Source organism: Streptomyces sp. NPDC090083 (assembly GCF_044747445.1).
Lineage (GTDB): Bacteria > Actinomycetota > Actinomycetes > Streptomycetales > Streptomycetaceae > Streptomyces.
On the sequence record NZ_JBIVED010000009.1, the window covers coordinates 1 to 15,255 of the forward strand.

Sequence of the window (15,255 nt, forward strand, 5' to 3'; positions counted from 1 at the left end):
ACCCGATACGAAAAGACCGCCACCTCCTACGAAGCGGCGGTCACACTCGCGTCATTCCTGCTCTGGGCAAGCTCCGTTTGAAGACGGGCTCTAGTTGCCGGGCGCCGGCCGACTTCACTGCCATACACGAACGGTACACCGATTCGGCCAGTTATTGAGTGCGCAACTAGTGCGCGTGCAAGTAGCGGCCGGCCCGGCGACGGCCCCGTGCGAGGAGGCGGGATCGCGGCTCAGGCGCCGGGACTCCGGGTCACGCGGCCGGATTCTGGGTGAGGCCGACGAAGTTCCCGTCCGCGTCCTTCACGAAGGCGATCAGCTTGCCGCCGCCGACGTCCTGGACGTCCTGGACCAGCTCGGCGCCCGCCTCCACCATGGCCGCGAGCCGGGTCCTGATGTCGTCCACGGTCCAGTACGGCACCGGTCCCGTCATGCCCCGGGAGTGCCCGTTCGGGTCCAGGCCGACGTCCTGTCCGGCGGCCTTGTAGCCGACGTAGTACGACTCGTCGGCGTACGGCTCGACCCCCAGCAGCGCGCCGAACAGGGCCTTCGCGGCGGCGAGGTCCTTGACGGGGTAGATGATCGTGTTCAGTCCGTCGGTCATGGCGAGCTCCTCCGTGAAGCGTGGTCCGACGGATTTCGCCGGTGAGTTCAGGCTAGGACGGGGAGGGGACGGCGGCTTCTTCGATCCTGATCGAGTGGGCCGTGCGAGGGGTGATCCGGCGATCGGATGCCCGGCGATCCCCTGCCCGGTGCCCGGTGCTCACCAATCGATCCCGGTCGCCAGGAACGGCTCGTCCTCGGGCGCTTCCTTGCGCGCCTTCAGGACCCGCTCGGCCGGTTCGCCGACCGGTACGCGCAACGGGGGCTCGGGGTGTTCGATCACGTCGGCCACCGACGCGGCCACGTCCTCCGGGGTGACGGTCTCGCCGCGGAGCGCGGGCAGCGCCGCGTACAGCGGGCCGTAGGGATCGTCCTCCTTGAGGAAGACCTTGGCACGCTCGCCGCCGCCCGAGGAGACCGCGCCCGGCTGCACGATGCTCACCTTGACGCCGAAGTGGCCCGCCTCGATGGCGAGGGTCTCGGCGAGCGCCTCCAGCGCCCATTTGCTGGCCGCGTAGGGGCCGATCATGGGCAGCACCAGGCGTCCCTGGATGCTGGAGACGAAGAGGAGGCGGCCCGCTCCGCGTTCGCGCATGGCGGGCAGTACGGCCTGTGCCACGCGCAGGGCGCCCAGGGTGTTGAGCCGGAAGAGCCGCTCGACCTCCGCGAGCGGGACGCTTTCCAGGGGTGCGCGCACGGTGTCGCCGGCGTTGCTGACGAGGACGTCGATGTGCCCGGCGTCCTGGACGGCCTGGTCGACGTTCTCCTGGTCGGTGACGTCGAGGCGCAGCCGCTGGTCGACGGGGAGGTCGGCCAGTGTTTCCGGCCGGCGCGCGGTGGCGATCACGCGGTGGCCCCGTTCCGCGAGCGTGACGGCGATGGCTCGGCCGATGCCTTTGGAGGCGCCGGTGATGAGGACGGACGACATGGGTGGACCTCGTCTTTCGTGCGGGTGTGCGGGTGCGCTGGTGTCCGTGGGCGGTCGGGTGCGGGTCAGGCGGCGGCTTTGTCGCCGACGAGGTTGCCCCGCATGAGCCAGGTCGGGCCTTCGGCGTAGGTGCCGGCTTCGGCGAAGAACGCGGCGAAGTGCGGGCCGGCGGCGTGCGCGGTGAACGCGTCGATGTCGGCGTAGACCTCGTTGAGGTAGAAGACGTCCGGGTTCTCCTCGTCGGCGATGACCTCGAACCGCTGCGAGCCGGGCTCGTTCGCGAGGGAGTCGCGGGCGGTGCGGTGAGCCGCCCGGACGAAGTCGTCGCGGTGCTCGGGCTGGACGGTGAAGGACACGAGGAACTGGTACACGGGGGTTCTCCTTCGAGTGGGGAAGCGGTCGGCTCCGCCGAGGGGGAAGCGGCCGGTTCCGCGAGAGGGCGATCGTTTCCGCGAGGCGGACACGAGGCGGTTCAGTGACTGAACTGCCACTCGGGCCACCGTAGCACTAGCCAGTTCAGTGAGTGAACCGCTGCTGGTAGGATCGGGGTTATGACGCTCCCCAATACCTACGCCGACGCGAACTGCCCGCTCGCGCGCGCGCTGGAGGTCGTAGGAGAGCGCTGGACGCTCATGATCATCCGCGACGCGTTCTACGGCGTCCGCAGGTTCGGCGACTTCGCCACCCAGCTCGGTATCCCGCGGGCCGTCCTCACCAGCCGGCTGAAGTCGCTCACCCATGAAGGCGTGCTGACCCGCGAGGACGACGGGGCCGGTGTCGTCGAGTACCGCCTGACGGACAAGGGCCTCGCCCTGTGGCCGGTCGTGCGCGCGCTGATGAACTGGGGGGAGACCTTCTACTCCCCGGCCGGGGTCAAGCGGCTGCTGCGCCATGACCTGGACGGGGGAGTCCTCGACGGGGAGGGCCGGTGCGGGGAATGCGGTGAGGTCGTCCCGGTCCAGGAGGTCCGGAGCGAACCCGGACCCGGCTACCGGTCGGCCGGGCCCGTGAGTGATCCCGTCTCCGGCGCGATCAACACATCGCGACGGCTGCTCGAACCGATCGTGACGGGCCGCGCGGCGGGCTGAGGAGGCGGGGCGGACCGCTCGCCGGGCCCTGCTGGGCCCCTGCCCGGCCGTGTCGGGTCCTCGGCGGAGGCCGTTCTCCCCGCATGCCGGTCCGCATGCCGGTCCGCATGCCGGCCGACTCCGGTTCCGGTCGGGGCGCAATGGGTGATCGGGGCCGCCGCTACCGCCCGGCACGCCCGTCGCGAGACCCCGCGCTCACTGGGACGAACCCGCTCCGGTCCGGGGCGGGGCGCCGGATCTCACCCCTGTGTGGACCGTCGAGGAGGCCGGGCCTCAGGGCGTCCGGTGGCGCCGTAAATCGAACACGTGCTTGAATTTGGCCATGCCATCGTTTCTCGACCGCCTCGCCCAGGCCCATCAGGAGGGGACTGCCCCCTGTCCGCGACTCACCCGACGACCTGATCGCACCGCCCTGTGCCGAGAGAGGGAACGGAGCGCGGTCCGGACGTCAACTCGGCTGGTTTTCCAGGTCCGTTGGCGTCGACGGCCACCCCGTTCCGCCGCGTGGTGCGGGCCGCGTGACCTGGGGCGGTCGCCCGGAGACGCGGTAGAGCGGCTCGGCCGATGACCCACTGGAACGCGGAGCCGCAGCCCCCGGACGACCCCGAAGGCGTACCCGTGCCGATTCGCGTGATCATCCATCCGCCGTTGCCCAAGGGCGGCCGGCGCGTACGGGTGGACGGTGAGATCCTCGGCCTGGCGCACAGCGCCACCGACGTGGCGGAATTCCTCCGCCGGGCCGGACTGGACATCGACCCGGCGGAGCTGGCGGGGCAGCCGTGGATCGACTGGCGCGGTGTGCCGCCCGAGCGGTGGACCCCCGAGCCGGGCGACTGAAACACCGGTGGCGACGGACGCGCCGACCCGCGCAAGAGCCCGTGCCTCGGTGTCCCGGCTTCTCTGTACCCGGGCTTCTCGCTAGCCGGGCTTCTCGGTTTGCCGCACGGGCCAAGCCGTTACCCCGGCTCCCCGCACACACCGAGCCGCCGGCTCAACGCCCTACAGGCAGCGGCCTGTTGCTCCGAGCGCCCTCACGACACCCCACCCCTCAGGTCGACTCCCGCTTCACCAACTCCGTCGGCAGGATCACCGCCGCCGTGTCCTCCCCGCCGATCTGCGCCAGCAGCACCCGCACCATCTCCGCGCTGATGCGGTCGAACGGCTGCCGCATCGTGGTGAGTTCGGGGCTGGACGCCAGCGCGGCGGGGGAGTCGTCGAAGCCGCCGACCGCCACGTCCTCCGGTACCCGGCGCCCGGCCCGTTCCAGGGTGGTGAGGACGCCCCGGGCCATCAGGTCTGAGGCGACGAACACCGCGTCCAGGTCCGGGACTTGGGCGAGCAGTCGCTCGGCGCCCCGCTCGCCGCTGAGGCGGCTGTAGTCGCCTGCGACGACGAGGTCGTCGTCCACGTCGATGCCCGACTCGGCGAGCACCTCCCGGTATCCGGCGAGGCGTTCGACACCGCCCGGCGTGTCCAGCGGACCGGTGACCGTGCCGATGCGGCGGCGGCCGAGGGAGACCAGGTGGCGGGTCATGTCCCGTGCGCCGTCACGGTCGTCGGCGGCGACGTAACTCACCTTGGAGCCGAGCCCGATCGGTTTGCCGCACGCCACCAGCGGTACGCCCGCCTCGCTCAGTTCCTCCGCCACCGGGTTCCCGGAGTGGCTGGAGACCAGCAGGACGCCGTCGACGTGCCCGGAGGTGATGTACCGGGTGATGCGCCGCCGCTCGTCCTCGGTGCCGGCCAGCATCAGCAGCAGCGGGATGTCGTGCGCGGCCAGCGCCTGGGTGCAGCCGCGCAGCAGGACGTTGAAGTTCGGGTCCTCGAAGAACTTCTCCTGCGGTTCCGTCAGCAGGAAGCCGACCGAGTCCGACCGCCCGGTGATCAGTGAACGGGCGTGCCGGTTCACCACGTATCCCGTCTTGCGGATGGCCGCGTTGACGGCGTCCTGCGCGGCCGGGCTCACGTAGTGCCCGCCGTTGAGGACACGCGACACCGTGCCCCGCGATACGCCGGCCTCGCGCGCCACGTCATGGATCGTCGGCGGCCTGCGCCGACCCCCCGTATTGCTCATGGTCAAGACTCTACGGCTCTTGGGCCCGCAGTCAGTAGCACCGGGCTGGGAGCGTTCACAGTTGTGAAACCGCAGGCGCACTTGTCAGCGGTCACGAGCGTGCGGTTATGTTGGGGCAGCGCTCTGGGCCGTGCTGTGTGCACGTTCCCAAATGACCGACTACGGGAGAAAGCCATGCCGGAGACCACCCCCAAGGGCCTCACCGGGCTCGCCTTCGGTGGGGACTACAACCCCGAGCAGTGGCCGGAGGACGTCTGGGAGGAGGACGTCCGGCTGATGCGGGAGGCCGGCGTCACCATGGTGAGCGTCGGGATCTTCTCCTGGGCGCTGCTGGAACCCGAGCAGGGTGTGTATGACTTCGGCTGGCTGGACCGGATCATCGGCCTGCTGCACGAGAACGGCATCCGCGTCGACCTCGGCACGCCCACCGTCTCCCCGCCCGCCTGGTTCTACCGCGCCCACCCCGAGGCGCTGCCCGTCACCGCCGACGGCACCCGCTACGAGTTCGGCTCACGCGGCGCGATCTGCCACAGCAACGCCGACTACCGCGCCGCCGCCGCGAACATCACCACACGGCTCGCCGAACGCTACGGCGACCACCCCGCCCTCGCGCTGTGGCACGTCTTCAACGAGTACGGCGTCCCTGTCTCCGCCTGCTACTGCGACTCCTGCGCCGCCCACTTCCGCCGCTGGCTGACGGCTGCCTACCGGACGGTCGACGGCGTCAACGAGGCCTGGGGCACCGCCTTCTGGGGCCAGCGCTACGGCGATCTCGGCCAGATCAACCCGCCGCGGCTCACCCCGACCGTCGTCAACCCGGCCCAGGCGCTGGACTACACGCGGTTCGCCGACGCCACGATGCGCGAGAACTTCGTAGCGGAACGGGACATCCTGCACCGCCTCTCGCCCGGCGTCCCGGTCACCACCAACTTCATGACCGCGCTCAGCCAGTGCGAGTCCGTGGACTACTGGGCCTGGGGCCGCGAGGTCGACCTCGTCACCAACGACCACTACCTGATCACCGACGGCCGCCGCACCCACGTCAACCTCGCGATGGCCGCCGACCTCACCCGATCCGTCGCGGGCGGCGCCCCCTGGCTGCTGCTGGAACACTCCACCTCCGGCGTCAACTGGCAGCCCCGCAACCCCGCCAAGGCCCCCGGCCAGATGGCCCGCAACGCCCTCTCCCACGTGGCGCGGGGCTCGGACGGCGCGATGTTCTTCCAGTGGCGCCAGTCCCGGCGCGGCGCCGAGAAGTTCCACTCCGCGATGCTCCCGCACGGCGGCACCGCGACCCGTGTCTGGCGTGAGGTCGTCGAACTCGGCTCCTCCGTCGCGGAGTTGAGCGAGATACGCGGCACGCGTACGCAGGCCGACGTGGCCGTCGTATGGGACTGGCATGCGTGGTGGGCGCAGAGACTGGAGTGGCGCCCGAGCCAGGACCACGACGCGCGTGAGCGTGCCGACGCGTTCTACGAGGCTCTGTACGACCGGCACCTGACCGTCGACTTCGCGCACCCGGAAGCCGACTTGTCGGCCTATCCCCTTGTCGTCGTACCGGCGTCGTATCTGATGACGGAGGCGGCCGGGCGCAATCTGAAGCGGTACGTCGAGAACGGCGGCACCCTCGTCGTGTCCTACTTCTCCGGCATCGTCGACGAGCACGACGCCGTCCACGAGGGCGCCTACCCGGGCCCGCTGCGGGACGTGCTCGGGCTGACCGTCGAGGAGTTCTCGCCGCTCCTCGACGGCCGGCGGGTGCGGATCACCGGGCCCGACGGCTCCGAACTCACCGGCGACGTCTGGACCGAGTTCGTCGTCCCGGACGGCGCCGAGACCGTGTGGTCGTACGCCGAGGGCCTCACCGCCGACCACCCGGCCGTCACCCGCAACCGCCTCGGCGACGGCACCGCCTGGTACGTGTCGACCCGCCTCGACGCCCACGGCCTGGACGCCCTCCTCGGCTGGGCGGCCGAGGACGCCCAGATCACCCCGCGCGCCGACCTGCCCTACGACGTGGAGGTGGTCCGGCGGGCCGGGGACACGGGTGACTACCTCTTCGCGATCAACCACAGCGCCTCGGACGTCAAGGTCCAACTCGGCGCCGACGGGCATGAGTTGCTCACCGGCGAGCGGGCCGCGGGCAGTCTCGCGGTGCCCGCCGGGGCCGTTCGGGTGGTGCGGCTCGACGGCTGAGCCGACTCCCCTCCGCCCGCGCGAGCCGTGAGCCGCGGGTGGAGGGGGACGCCCTCAGGGGGGCTCGTGGGCGTGCGGTTCTGTGCGGCTGCGGCGGTGCTGTTCGGCCATGTCCGGGTGTGGCGGCCGGGGCCCGATCGCTCCGGTGCGATCCCGTCCCACCCGTCCCTCCAGGCCCCGGAGCCGGTCCGTCCCCCCGAACAGGACCGGTCGGTCCCGGACAAGGGTCACCGAGTCCGGGACGCGGCGAGCCGTGCTGCGGGAGAGTGGAAGGACGCGGCAAGCGGCGAGCAGGACGGAGGGGCACGAGATGCTGAGGACTCCGGCAGGTCAGCGGCGGTCGGACATCCTGGAGTGGCTGAGGGAACCGGCCGCCCACTTCCCCGCCCACCGGTGCGTCCCCGAGGCCGGTGTGAGCACCGAGGCGGTCGCGGCCAAGCTGGGCGTGTCCCGCCAGGTCGCCGACACCCACCTCGAACTCCTCACCTCCCTCGGCCTGTTGAGGGCGCGGCGGGTCCGGCGGCGCACCTACTACCGGCGCGACGAGGTCCGGATCGCCGAGGTGGCCCGGATGTTCGAGAAGGGCTGGTAGAGCGTCCCGCCGGACGGGCTCGGCCGCACGGGGGTCTCACACCGTGTCCTGCTCGGAGCGCGTCGGCGGTTCCTCCCGCTCGGCGGCGGTCACCGGGTCCCGCGCCGTCTCCGGCACCCCCGGTTCCGTGCGGAACACCGCGTCCAGGTTCCCGAACCGCTCGCACAGCAGCCTGCCCAGCAGCGCGCCGCCGTAGAGGACGAACCCCACGCCGACCAGCCAGGACTCCACCACCAGGACCGTGCCGACCGGGCCGTAGCTGACCGCGTTGGTGACCAGGAGCGGGGTGAACACCAGGAAGGAGAACCAGCGCAGGCCGACCAGGCCCGCCATCGTGGCGAACGCGCCCGGGAGGAGGAAGCGCCAGGGGACCTGGCGGTTGAGCAGGAAGTGCGGGCCCCACCAGAAGAAGAGCAGGCCGGCCGCCATGCTGAGCAGGATGCGGGGCGTGCCCGCGAGGACGTTGCGGGTCTGCACCTGCGCGTACAGATAGCCCATCAGCATGACCAGCCAGACCAGTTGGCGTCGCCAGACGCGGTGCCAGGGGGCGTCGGTCGGGCGCCACACGTGTTCGTAGCCGTTCTGCACGCTCGACGCGAAGGACAGACCGAACAGCGCGAGCAGCGCGACACTCCACGCGCTGGTGGTGCCGATGACCTTGCGGGGCGGGGTGAAGACGTCGGTGAGCGCGCGGGCGGAGCGCCCGGACAGGTCCATGCCGTCCACCAGCCAGAGCGCGAACCCGGCGTGCCCGAGCGGATCGGCCGCGGCCACCACGATGAGCAGCGGCGCGAGCGTGACCAGGGCGAGCGTCGCGAACCCCATGGCCCGGTGCAGCAGCTCCAACTCCCGCCCGCGCCGGTTGAGTTCGGCGAGACCGAGACCCTGCCACAGCGCGCGTACCCGTCTCATCGTGGAGGTCCCGAACACCGGGTGGCCGACCGTGACATGAGGGCCCCCTCTCGCCGACCGGCAGCGGAGATCGGGTCACCGGGAATACGCTCGGCAAACGTGGCCGGGTGCCGCGATGACCGGGAAGAGCAGCAAGCGTACGCGCGCCCGACCGAACCGCGGAGGATTTCATGGACCGACCCGACGACCGCCCCGACGGCCGACGTGACGACCGTCCCGACCACCGGCCCGACGGCCGATTCGCCCGCCGTCCCGCCGCGCTGCGCGCCCGCCGCTACGTCGCCATCGGCGGCCGGGGCCCGGAGGACGTGGTGGCCGACGCGCGCGGCCGAGTGCTGACCGGCGTCGAGGACGGCCGCATCCTCCGCCTCGACGGACTGCTCGACCCCGACGCGGTCCGGGTGGAGACCCTCGCCGACACCGGCGGCAGGCCGCTCGGCCTCGAACTCCTCCCGGACGACGGCCTGTTGGTCTGCGACGCGGAACGCGGACTGCTGCGGGTCGACCTCGGGGACGGCTCCGTGCGCGTGCTCGCCGACTCGGTGGCGGGGGAGCCCCTGCGGTTCTGCAGCAACGTGGTCGCACTGGCCGACGGCAGCGTGTACTTCACCGTGTCCAGCCGCCGCTACCCCCTCGGCCAGTGGCTCGGCGACATCGTCGAACACACCGGCACGGGACGGCTGTTGCGCCTCGCGCCCGGCAGCGACACCCCCGAAGTCCTGCTGGAGGGGCTCCAGTTCGCCAACGGCCTCGCGCCCAGCGCCGATCAGTCCTTCCTGGTGATCGCGGAGACCGGCGCCCGCCGCCTCACCCGCTACTGGCTCACGGGACCGGAGGCGGGCCGTGGCGGACCCTTCGTCGAGGACCTGCCCGGCATGCCCGACAACCTGTGGCGCGCGGGCCCCGACGGGCTGGTCTGGGTCGCCCTCGCCGGACCCCGCGTCCCTCCGCTCGACCTCCTCCACCGCGCACCGGACGGCGTACGGCACACGGCCGCCCGGATCGCCGTCCGCGCGCCCTACCGTCCGACCGGCACGATCGGGGCCCTCGCGGTCGACGACGAGGGCCGGGTCGTGCACCGTCTCGCCGCGCGCGGGTCGTCCTTCCGCATGGTCACCGGGGTCTGCGAAGCGGCCGGTCACCTGGTCCTGGGCAGCCTGCGGGAACGCGGTGTCGCGCTCTGCGAGCCGCCCGCCCCGAAGTGACCCCGGCGCGCCCCCGGCGTTACCCTGTTGCCCGGCCGCGATCAGCTCTCGCGGCGCGGCGGTGGGGCCCGCCGTACCCGAACCGCGGCAGAGGTGCCGCCAACGGTCCCTACTTGTGAAGGCGTGTGCCCACAGGGCCCCCGACGAGTAGGAGACGTACGGCCATGACAGCCCCCGAGACCGAGAGCCTGCGCACCCGGACACCGAGTCCGCGCCCGTCCGTCTGGCAGGGACAGGGACCCGTCGTCGCGGTGGTCGCGCTCGGCGGTGCGATCGGGGCCGTGGCCCGGTACGCGGCCTCGCTCCGATGGCCCGCGCAGGACGGCGGTTTCCCCTGGACCACCTTCGCGATCAACGTCGTCGGATGCGCCGTGATCGGTGTGTTCATGGTGGTCATCACCGATGTGTGGGCCGCCCACCGGCTGGTCAGACCGTTCTTCGGCACCGGGGTGCTCGGCGGCTTCACCACCTTCTCGACGTACGCCGTCGACATCCAGAAACTGGTCGACGCGGGCCATCCCCGCACCGCGCTGGCCTATCTCGCCGCGACCCTGCTCGCGGCCCTCACCGCGGTGTGGCTCGGTGTGACGGCGGCCCGCCGCGTTCTGAAGTGGAGGCAGCGATGACCAGGCTGACCGGCAGCGCCCTGCGGGTGACCGTCTTCATCGGCGAGAACGACACCTGGCACCACAAGCCCGTCTACGCGGAGATCGTCCACCGCGCGCACACGGCGGGGCTGGCCGGCGCCAGCGTCTTCCGGGGCATCGAGGGCTTCGGCGCATCCTCCCGCATCCACACCTCCCGGCTGCTGTCGCTCAGCGAGGACCTGCCGGTGGCGATCGTGATCGTGGACACCGAGGAGCGCGTACGGGCCTTCCTGCCCCAGCTCGACGAACTCGTCACCGAGGGGCTCGTGATCCTCGACGACTGCGAGGTCATCAGGTACGTCGGCCGCACGGACGAGCCCGGCGAATCGGACGCGAAGGGTAAGAGGTCGTTGTGAACTGGGTGTTGGTCGTCGCGGGTGCCGTGGTCGGTGCCCCGCTCCGGTATCTCACCGACCGCGCGGTGCAGACCTGGCACGACACCGTCTTCCCTTGGGGCACGTTCGCGGTGAACGTCACCGGTTGTCTGATCCTGGGCGTGCTGACCGGCGCGGTGTCCGCGGGTGCGGCCGGCTCGCACCTCCAACTCCTCGTCGGGACAGGCCTGTGCGGGGCCCTGACGACGTACTCGACCTTCTCGTACGAGACACTGCGGCTGACCGAGACGGGGGCGGGCCTCTACGCTGCCGCCAACGTCGTCGGCAGCGTGATGGCGGGCCTCGGTGCGGCATTCGTCGGGGTGTCGATCGCGCAGGCCCTGTGGGCGTAAGAGGTCGGGCCGATCCCGGGCCCCGCCTCGCCCGTCCCCGGCGCTATTGTCTACAGCACTGTCGACCAACTCCCAAGAACTGGATCTCATGAGCGTCATCAGCGTCGGTCAGGCCGCCATTCTCGGAGTCGTCGAGGGGGTGACCGAGTTCCTGCCCGTCTCCTCGACCGGCCATCTGAAGATCGTCGAGGGGCTGATGAAGATCCCCGTCGACGACAACTCCGTCGTCGGGTTCTCGGCCGTCATCCAGGTCGGTGCCATCGCCGCCGTGCTCGTGTACTTCTTCAAGGACATCGTGCGGATCGTGACCGCGTGGGGCCGCGGCCTGCGCAACCGCGAGGAGCGCTACCACCACGACTACAAGTTCGCCTGGTGGGTGATCTACGCGACGATCCCGATCGTCCTGGTGGGTCTCGCCGCGAAGCCGCTCATCGACGGGCCGCTCGGCTCGCTGTGGGTGGTCGCCGCCTCTCTGATCGTCGGCAGCGGTGTCATGTGGTGCGCCGACCAGATGGGCCGGCACAAGCGCGGTGAGGACGACACCACCTTCAAGGACGCGATGCTGGTGGGCAGTTCACAGATCCTCGCGCTGCTCTTCCCCGGTTTCTCCCGCTCCGGCGCCACCATGTCGACCGGTCTCATCCTCGACCTGGACCGTGTCGCCGCGACCCGGCTCTCCTTCTTCCTCGGCATCCCCGCGCTGACCGGCGCCGGTATCTACGAGCTGAAGGACGCCCTGGGCGCGGGCGTGGGCGCGGCCCCGCTGGCCGTCGGCACGATCGTGTCGTTCGTGGTGGCGTACGCCTCCATCGCCTGGCTGCTGAAGTTCGTCGCCAAGCACTCCTTCAACGCCTTCGTGATCTACCGGATCGTCATCGGCGTCCTGCTGTTCGGCCTGCTCGGCGCGGGTGTGCTCAACAGCTGACGGCGCGGGGTCGATCGACACAGCGGGCGTGAAGCGGGATTTTCAGGCTTCACGCCCGCTGAATTTTTCTTTTCGGATCGCTTGACAGCACTGTCCCGTCACCCGCAGGATCACGTCCGTGAACCTGTCAGACAGCCAGACAGGTGGAGCCGGGCCGCGGCGCGTGAGCGCCATGGAAGCGGTCCTCGTCCACCTCCGCGGCGCCATCGAACGCGGCGACTACGCCATCGGCGACAAGCTGCCGTCCGAGGCGGAGCTGTGCCGCACCCTGGAGATCAGCCGCCCGGTGCTGCGGGAGGCGCTGCGCGCCCTGCAGACCATGGGCCTGACCGTCTCCAAGACCGGCAAGGGCACCTTCGTGGTCGCCAACGCCGTGGAGGACCCCACCTTCGGCGACTACGCGGCCAGCGACCTGCTGGAAGTGCGCCGCCACGTCGAGATCCCGGTCGCCGGATACGCGGCGCTGCGCCGTATCCCGGAGAACCTCGACCACCTGGCCCATCTGCTGGACCGGATGGAACGGGAGACGGACACCACCGCGTGGGTCGCGATGGACACCCTCTTCCACCTCGCCGTCGCCGAGGCGGCCCAGAATCCGGTGTTCCGCCGGGTCATCGAGGAGATCCGGGACGCGCTGGCCCGCCAGTCCGCGTTCCTCAACGAACTCGGCGGCCGGCGCGAGCAGTCCAACCGCGAGCACCGGGCGATCGTCGAGGCGCTGATCGACGGCAGCGAGTCGGACGCCGTCGAAGCCATGTCCCACCACCTCGACCGGGTCGAGACGACCCTCACCGACATCGTGCGCCCCACGCGCACCGACACCCCCACGGAAGGCGGACCCGAGGCGTGAGCGAGCAGTCCCTGCACGACGACGTGCAGAAACGATCCGGCCATGTCGACGCCGGAGACGCCGGCTACAGCAAGTCCCTGAAGTCCCGGCACGTCAACATGATCGCCATCGGCGGCGCGATCGGCACCGGCCTGTTCCTCGGCGCGGGCGGACGCCTGGCCGACGCGGGCCCCTCCCTCTTCATCGCGTACGCGGTCTGCGGACTCTTCGCCTTCCTCGTCGTCCGCGCGCTGGGCGAACTCGTCCTGTACCGGCCCTCGTCGGGCGCCTTCGTGTCGTACGCCCGCGAGTTCCTCGGCGAGAAGGGCGCCTACGTAGCGGGCTGGATGTACTTCCTGAACTGGGCCACCACCGGCGTCGCCGACATCACCGCCGTCGCCGTCTACACCCACTACTGGGGCATGTTCTCCGACATCCCCCAATGGTTGATCGCATTGATCGCCCTCGCGGTCGTGTTGACCGTCAACCTGATCTCGGTCCGGATGTTCGGTGAGCTGGAGTTCTGGTTCGCGATCATCAAGGTCAGCGCGCTCGTCGTCTTCATGCTGATCGGCATCTTCCTGCTGGCCACCCAGCACCCCGTCGACGGCCACACCCCGGGCCCGTCCCTGATCACCGACAACGGCGGCATCTTCCCCAACGGCATGCTGCCCATGCTCCTGATCATCCAGGGCGTCGTCTTCGCCTACGCCTCCGTCGAACTCGTCGGCGTCGCCGCGGGCGAGACGGAGAACCCCGAGAAGATCATGCCGAAGGCGATCAACTCGATCATGTGGCGCGTCGGCCTCTTCTACGTCGGCTCGGTCGTCCTGCTGTCGATGCTGCTGCCCTGGAGCAAGTACACCGCCGACCAGAGCCCGTTCGTCACCGTGCTCTCGCAGATCGGCATCCCGGCGGCCGGCGGCGTCATGAACCTCGTCGTCCTCACCGCGGCCATGTCCTCGCTCAACTCCGGCCTCTACTCCACCGGCCGCATCCTGCGCTCCATGGCCATGTCGGGCTCGGCCCCCAAGTTCACCTCGGTGATGAGCCGCAGCCAGGTCCCCTACGGCGGCATCCTGCTCACCAGCGGCATCTGCGTCCTCGGCGTCGGCCTCAACTACGTGGTGCCCGCCGACGCGTTCGAGATCGTCCTGAACTTCGCCGCGATCGGCATCCTCGCCACCTGGGGCATGATCATGGTCTGTCACTTCCTCTTCTGGAAGAAGACCGAGAAGGGCGAACTGACCCGGCCGGGCTACCGGTTGCCGGGTTCCCCCTGGACCGAACTCGTCACGCTGGCCTTCCTCGTCTCCGTCCTGGTCCTCATGTACGCCGACGGCGGCGCCGGACGCACCACCGTGCTGTGCCTGCCGCTGATCGCCGCCGCCCTGGTCGCCGGATGGTTCGCCGTCCGCCGCCGCGTGGCCGGCGCCTCCTCCACCGCACCCGACGCGTGAGACCCACGTCGTCCTGACCCTGACAGGCAGTGATGTACAGCAGTTCGCTCGCGGACCCACCCCTCATCCGTGAACCCCTCCACGCACCCGTCGCCCACCTCATCCGCGACGGAGTGATCGAGGGCATCCACTACGGCTCCGTCGTCGTCCTCGGCGCCGACGGGCAGGTGCAGCTCCAGATCGGCGACATCGAGGCCGCGTTCTACCCGCGCTCGGCGATCAAGCCCGTCCAGGCCGTCGCCATGGTGCGGGCGGGACTGCCGCTCGACGGCGAGCTGCTCTCGCTCGCCGCGGCCAGCCACTCCGGCGAGGAACGCCACCTCGCCGGGACCCGGCGCATCCTCGAACTCGCCGGCCTCACCGAGGACTCCCTGCGCAACGTCCCCGACCTCCCCTTCGATCCGGCCGTGCGGGACACCTGGGTGCGGGAGGGCCGGGCACCGTCGAGGCTCGCCCAGAACTGCTCCGGCAAACATGCGGCGATGCTCTACGTGTCCAAGCTCAACGGCTGGTCCCTGGACGACTACCTCGACCCCGCGCATCCCCTGCAGCAGGCCGTCGCGGAGATCGTCGAGGACCTCACAGGGCAGCGGATCGCCCGGGTGTCCGTCGACGGGTGCGGGGCGCCGCTGTTCTCCATCTCGCTGCACGGGCTCGCCCGCGCCGTCGCGCGGATCACCACCGCCGCACCGGATACGCCGGAGGCGCGTGTCGCCGACGCGATGCGTGACCACGCGGAGATGGCGTCCGGAGCCGGGCGGGACGTGGCCGCGCTGATGCGGGCCGTGCCGGGACTGCTGGCCAAGGACGGGTTCGAGGGGGTTCAGGTCGCCGCCCTGCCCGATGGGCGGGCCGTGGCCGTGAAGATCTCGGACGGGGCCAACCGGGCGCGGGTTCCGGTGGCCGCGGCCGCGCTGGTGCGGGCCGGGGTCGAGGAGGGGCTGCTCGGCGAGTTCGCGGGGGAGCCGCTGCTCGGGGGCGGGCATCCGGTCGGCCGTGTCCGGCCGGTGCGGGCGCTGGACCCCGTGCCGCCGTTGTCCGCCTGTGCCTAGACCGGTGGCGGGGATCCGCG

General features: G+C 71.0%; 17 protein-coding genes. 12 read left to right on the plus strand and 5 right to left on the minus strand.

Annotated features, from left to right (window positions below; translation table 11 throughout):
* Positions 1-250: 250 nt before the first annotated feature.
* The 3 genes from ACIPTO_RS28565 to ACIPTO_RS28575 all read right to left on the minus strand — a co-directional run bounded on the left by ACIPTO_RS28565 (position 251) and on the right by ACIPTO_RS28575 (position 1,899).
* Positions 251-601, minus strand: a complete 351-nt coding sequence (locus ACIPTO_RS28565; protein WP_401196792.1) for a VOC family protein — start codon at positions 599-601, stop codon at positions 251-253.
* 159 nt (positions 602-760) lie between these two features.
* Positions 761-1,528, minus strand: coding sequence for an SDR family oxidoreductase (locus ACIPTO_RS28570; protein WP_401196794.1), 768 nt, complete (start codon positions 1,526-1,528; stop codon positions 761-763).
* 65 nt (positions 1,529-1,593) lie between these two features.
* The gene (locus tag ACIPTO_RS28575) at positions 1,594-1,899 is read right to left on the minus strand and encodes a putative quinol monooxygenase (protein ID WP_366320196.1); all 306 of its coding nucleotides are present in this window, start codon (positions 1,897-1,899) and stop codon (positions 1,594-1,596) included.
* A 180-nt stretch (positions 1,900-2,079) separates the two neighbouring features.
* Here ACIPTO_RS28575 and ACIPTO_RS28580 point away from each other — a divergent pair, with 180 nt between their 5' ends.
* Both ACIPTO_RS28580 and ACIPTO_RS28585 read left to right on the plus strand, forming a co-directional pair.
* Positions 2,080-2,616: a winged helix-turn-helix transcriptional regulator gene (locus ACIPTO_RS28580; protein WP_401196797.1), complete on the plus strand. Its 537-nt coding sequence runs from the start codon at positions 2,080-2,082 to the stop codon at positions 2,614-2,616.
* 564 nt (positions 2,617-3,180) lie between these two features.
* Complete coding sequence (locus ACIPTO_RS28585) at positions 3,181-3,453, plus strand: hypothetical protein (protein WP_366320193.1); 273 nt, start codon at positions 3,181-3,183, stop codon at positions 3,451-3,453.
* Positions 3,454-3,664: 211 nt separating this feature from the next.
* Here the strand turns inward: ACIPTO_RS28585 and ACIPTO_RS28590 are convergent, their stop codons facing one another.
* Positions 3,665-4,696, minus strand: a complete 1,032-nt coding sequence (locus ACIPTO_RS28590; RefSeq protein WP_366320191.1) for a LacI family DNA-binding transcriptional regulator — start codon at positions 4,694-4,696, stop codon at positions 3,665-3,667.
* Positions 4,697-4,864: 168 nt separating this feature from the next.
* Between ACIPTO_RS28590 and ACIPTO_RS28595 the strand changes: the two genes are divergently transcribed.
* Positions 4,865-6,886, plus strand: coding sequence for a beta-galactosidase (locus ACIPTO_RS28595; RefSeq protein WP_401196800.1), 2,022 nt, complete (start codon positions 4,865-4,867; stop codon positions 6,884-6,886).
* A gap of 310 nt (positions 6,887-7,196) precedes the next feature.
* Positions 7,197-7,478 (plus strand): ArsR family transcriptional regulator, encoded by a 282-nt coding sequence (locus ACIPTO_RS28600; protein WP_366320187.1) that lies wholly within the window; start codon positions 7,197-7,199, stop codon positions 7,476-7,478.
* Positions 7,479-7,514: 36 nt separating this feature from the next.
* Here ACIPTO_RS28600 and ACIPTO_RS28605 read toward each other — a convergent pair whose 3' ends face one another.
* Positions 7,515-8,390 carry a ribonuclease BN gene (locus ACIPTO_RS28605; protein ID WP_401196803.1) on the minus strand — a complete coding sequence of 292 codons (876 nt, stop codon included), beginning with the start codon at positions 8,388-8,390 and terminating at the stop codon, positions 7,515-7,517.
* Between the two features lie 170 nt (positions 8,391-8,560).
* Here ACIPTO_RS28605 and ACIPTO_RS28610 point away from each other — a divergent pair, with 170 nt between their 5' ends.
* From ACIPTO_RS28610 to ACIPTO_RS28645, 8 genes are all read left to right on the plus strand, one after another.
* The gene (locus ACIPTO_RS28610) at positions 8,561-9,595 is read left to right on the plus strand and encodes an SMP-30/gluconolactonase/LRE family protein (RefSeq protein ID WP_401196805.1); all 1,035 of its coding nucleotides are present in this window, start codon (positions 8,561-8,563) and stop codon (positions 9,593-9,595) included.
* Between the two features lie 164 nt (positions 9,596-9,759).
* The gene (crcB, locus tag ACIPTO_RS28615; RefSeq protein WP_366320181.1) at positions 9,760-10,221 is read left to right on the plus strand and encodes a fluoride efflux transporter CrcB; all 462 of its coding nucleotides are present in this window, start codon (positions 9,760-9,762) and stop codon (positions 10,219-10,221) included.
* A complete protein-coding gene (locus tag ACIPTO_RS28620) occupies positions 10,218-10,598 on the plus strand; it encodes a DUF190 domain-containing protein (RefSeq protein ID WP_366320179.1) in 381 nt (126 codons plus the stop codon). The genes crcB (ACIPTO_RS28615) and ACIPTO_RS28620 overlap by 4 nt, the downstream gene beginning before the upstream one ends.
* On the plus strand, positions 10,595-10,969 hold the full coding sequence (gene crcB, locus ACIPTO_RS28625; protein WP_401196808.1) for a fluoride efflux transporter CrcB: 375 nt from the start codon (positions 10,595-10,597) through the stop codon (positions 10,967-10,969). The genes ACIPTO_RS28620 and crcB (ACIPTO_RS28625) overlap by 4 nt, the downstream gene beginning before the upstream one ends.
* 88 nt (positions 10,970-11,057) lie before the next feature.
* A complete protein-coding gene (locus ACIPTO_RS28630; RefSeq protein WP_366320175.1) occupies positions 11,058-11,894 on the plus strand; it encodes an undecaprenyl-diphosphate phosphatase in 837 nt (278 codons plus the stop codon).
* A gap of 172 nt (positions 11,895-12,066) precedes the next feature.
* Entirely contained in the window at positions 12,067-12,744 is a 678-nt protein-coding gene (locus ACIPTO_RS28635) for a FadR/GntR family transcriptional regulator (protein ID WP_401197423.1), read from the plus strand.
* A complete protein-coding gene (locus ACIPTO_RS28640; RefSeq protein ID WP_366320173.1) occupies positions 12,741-14,183 on the plus strand; it encodes an amino acid permease in 1,443 nt (480 codons plus the stop codon). The genes ACIPTO_RS28635 and ACIPTO_RS28640 overlap by 4 nt, the downstream gene beginning before the upstream one ends.
* Before the next feature lie 32 nt (positions 14,184-14,215).
* Entirely contained in the window at positions 14,216-15,235 is a 1,020-nt protein-coding gene (locus tag ACIPTO_RS28645) for an asparaginase (protein ID WP_366320637.1), read from the plus strand.
* The last annotated feature ends 20 nt before the right edge of the window (positions 15,236-15,255 follow it).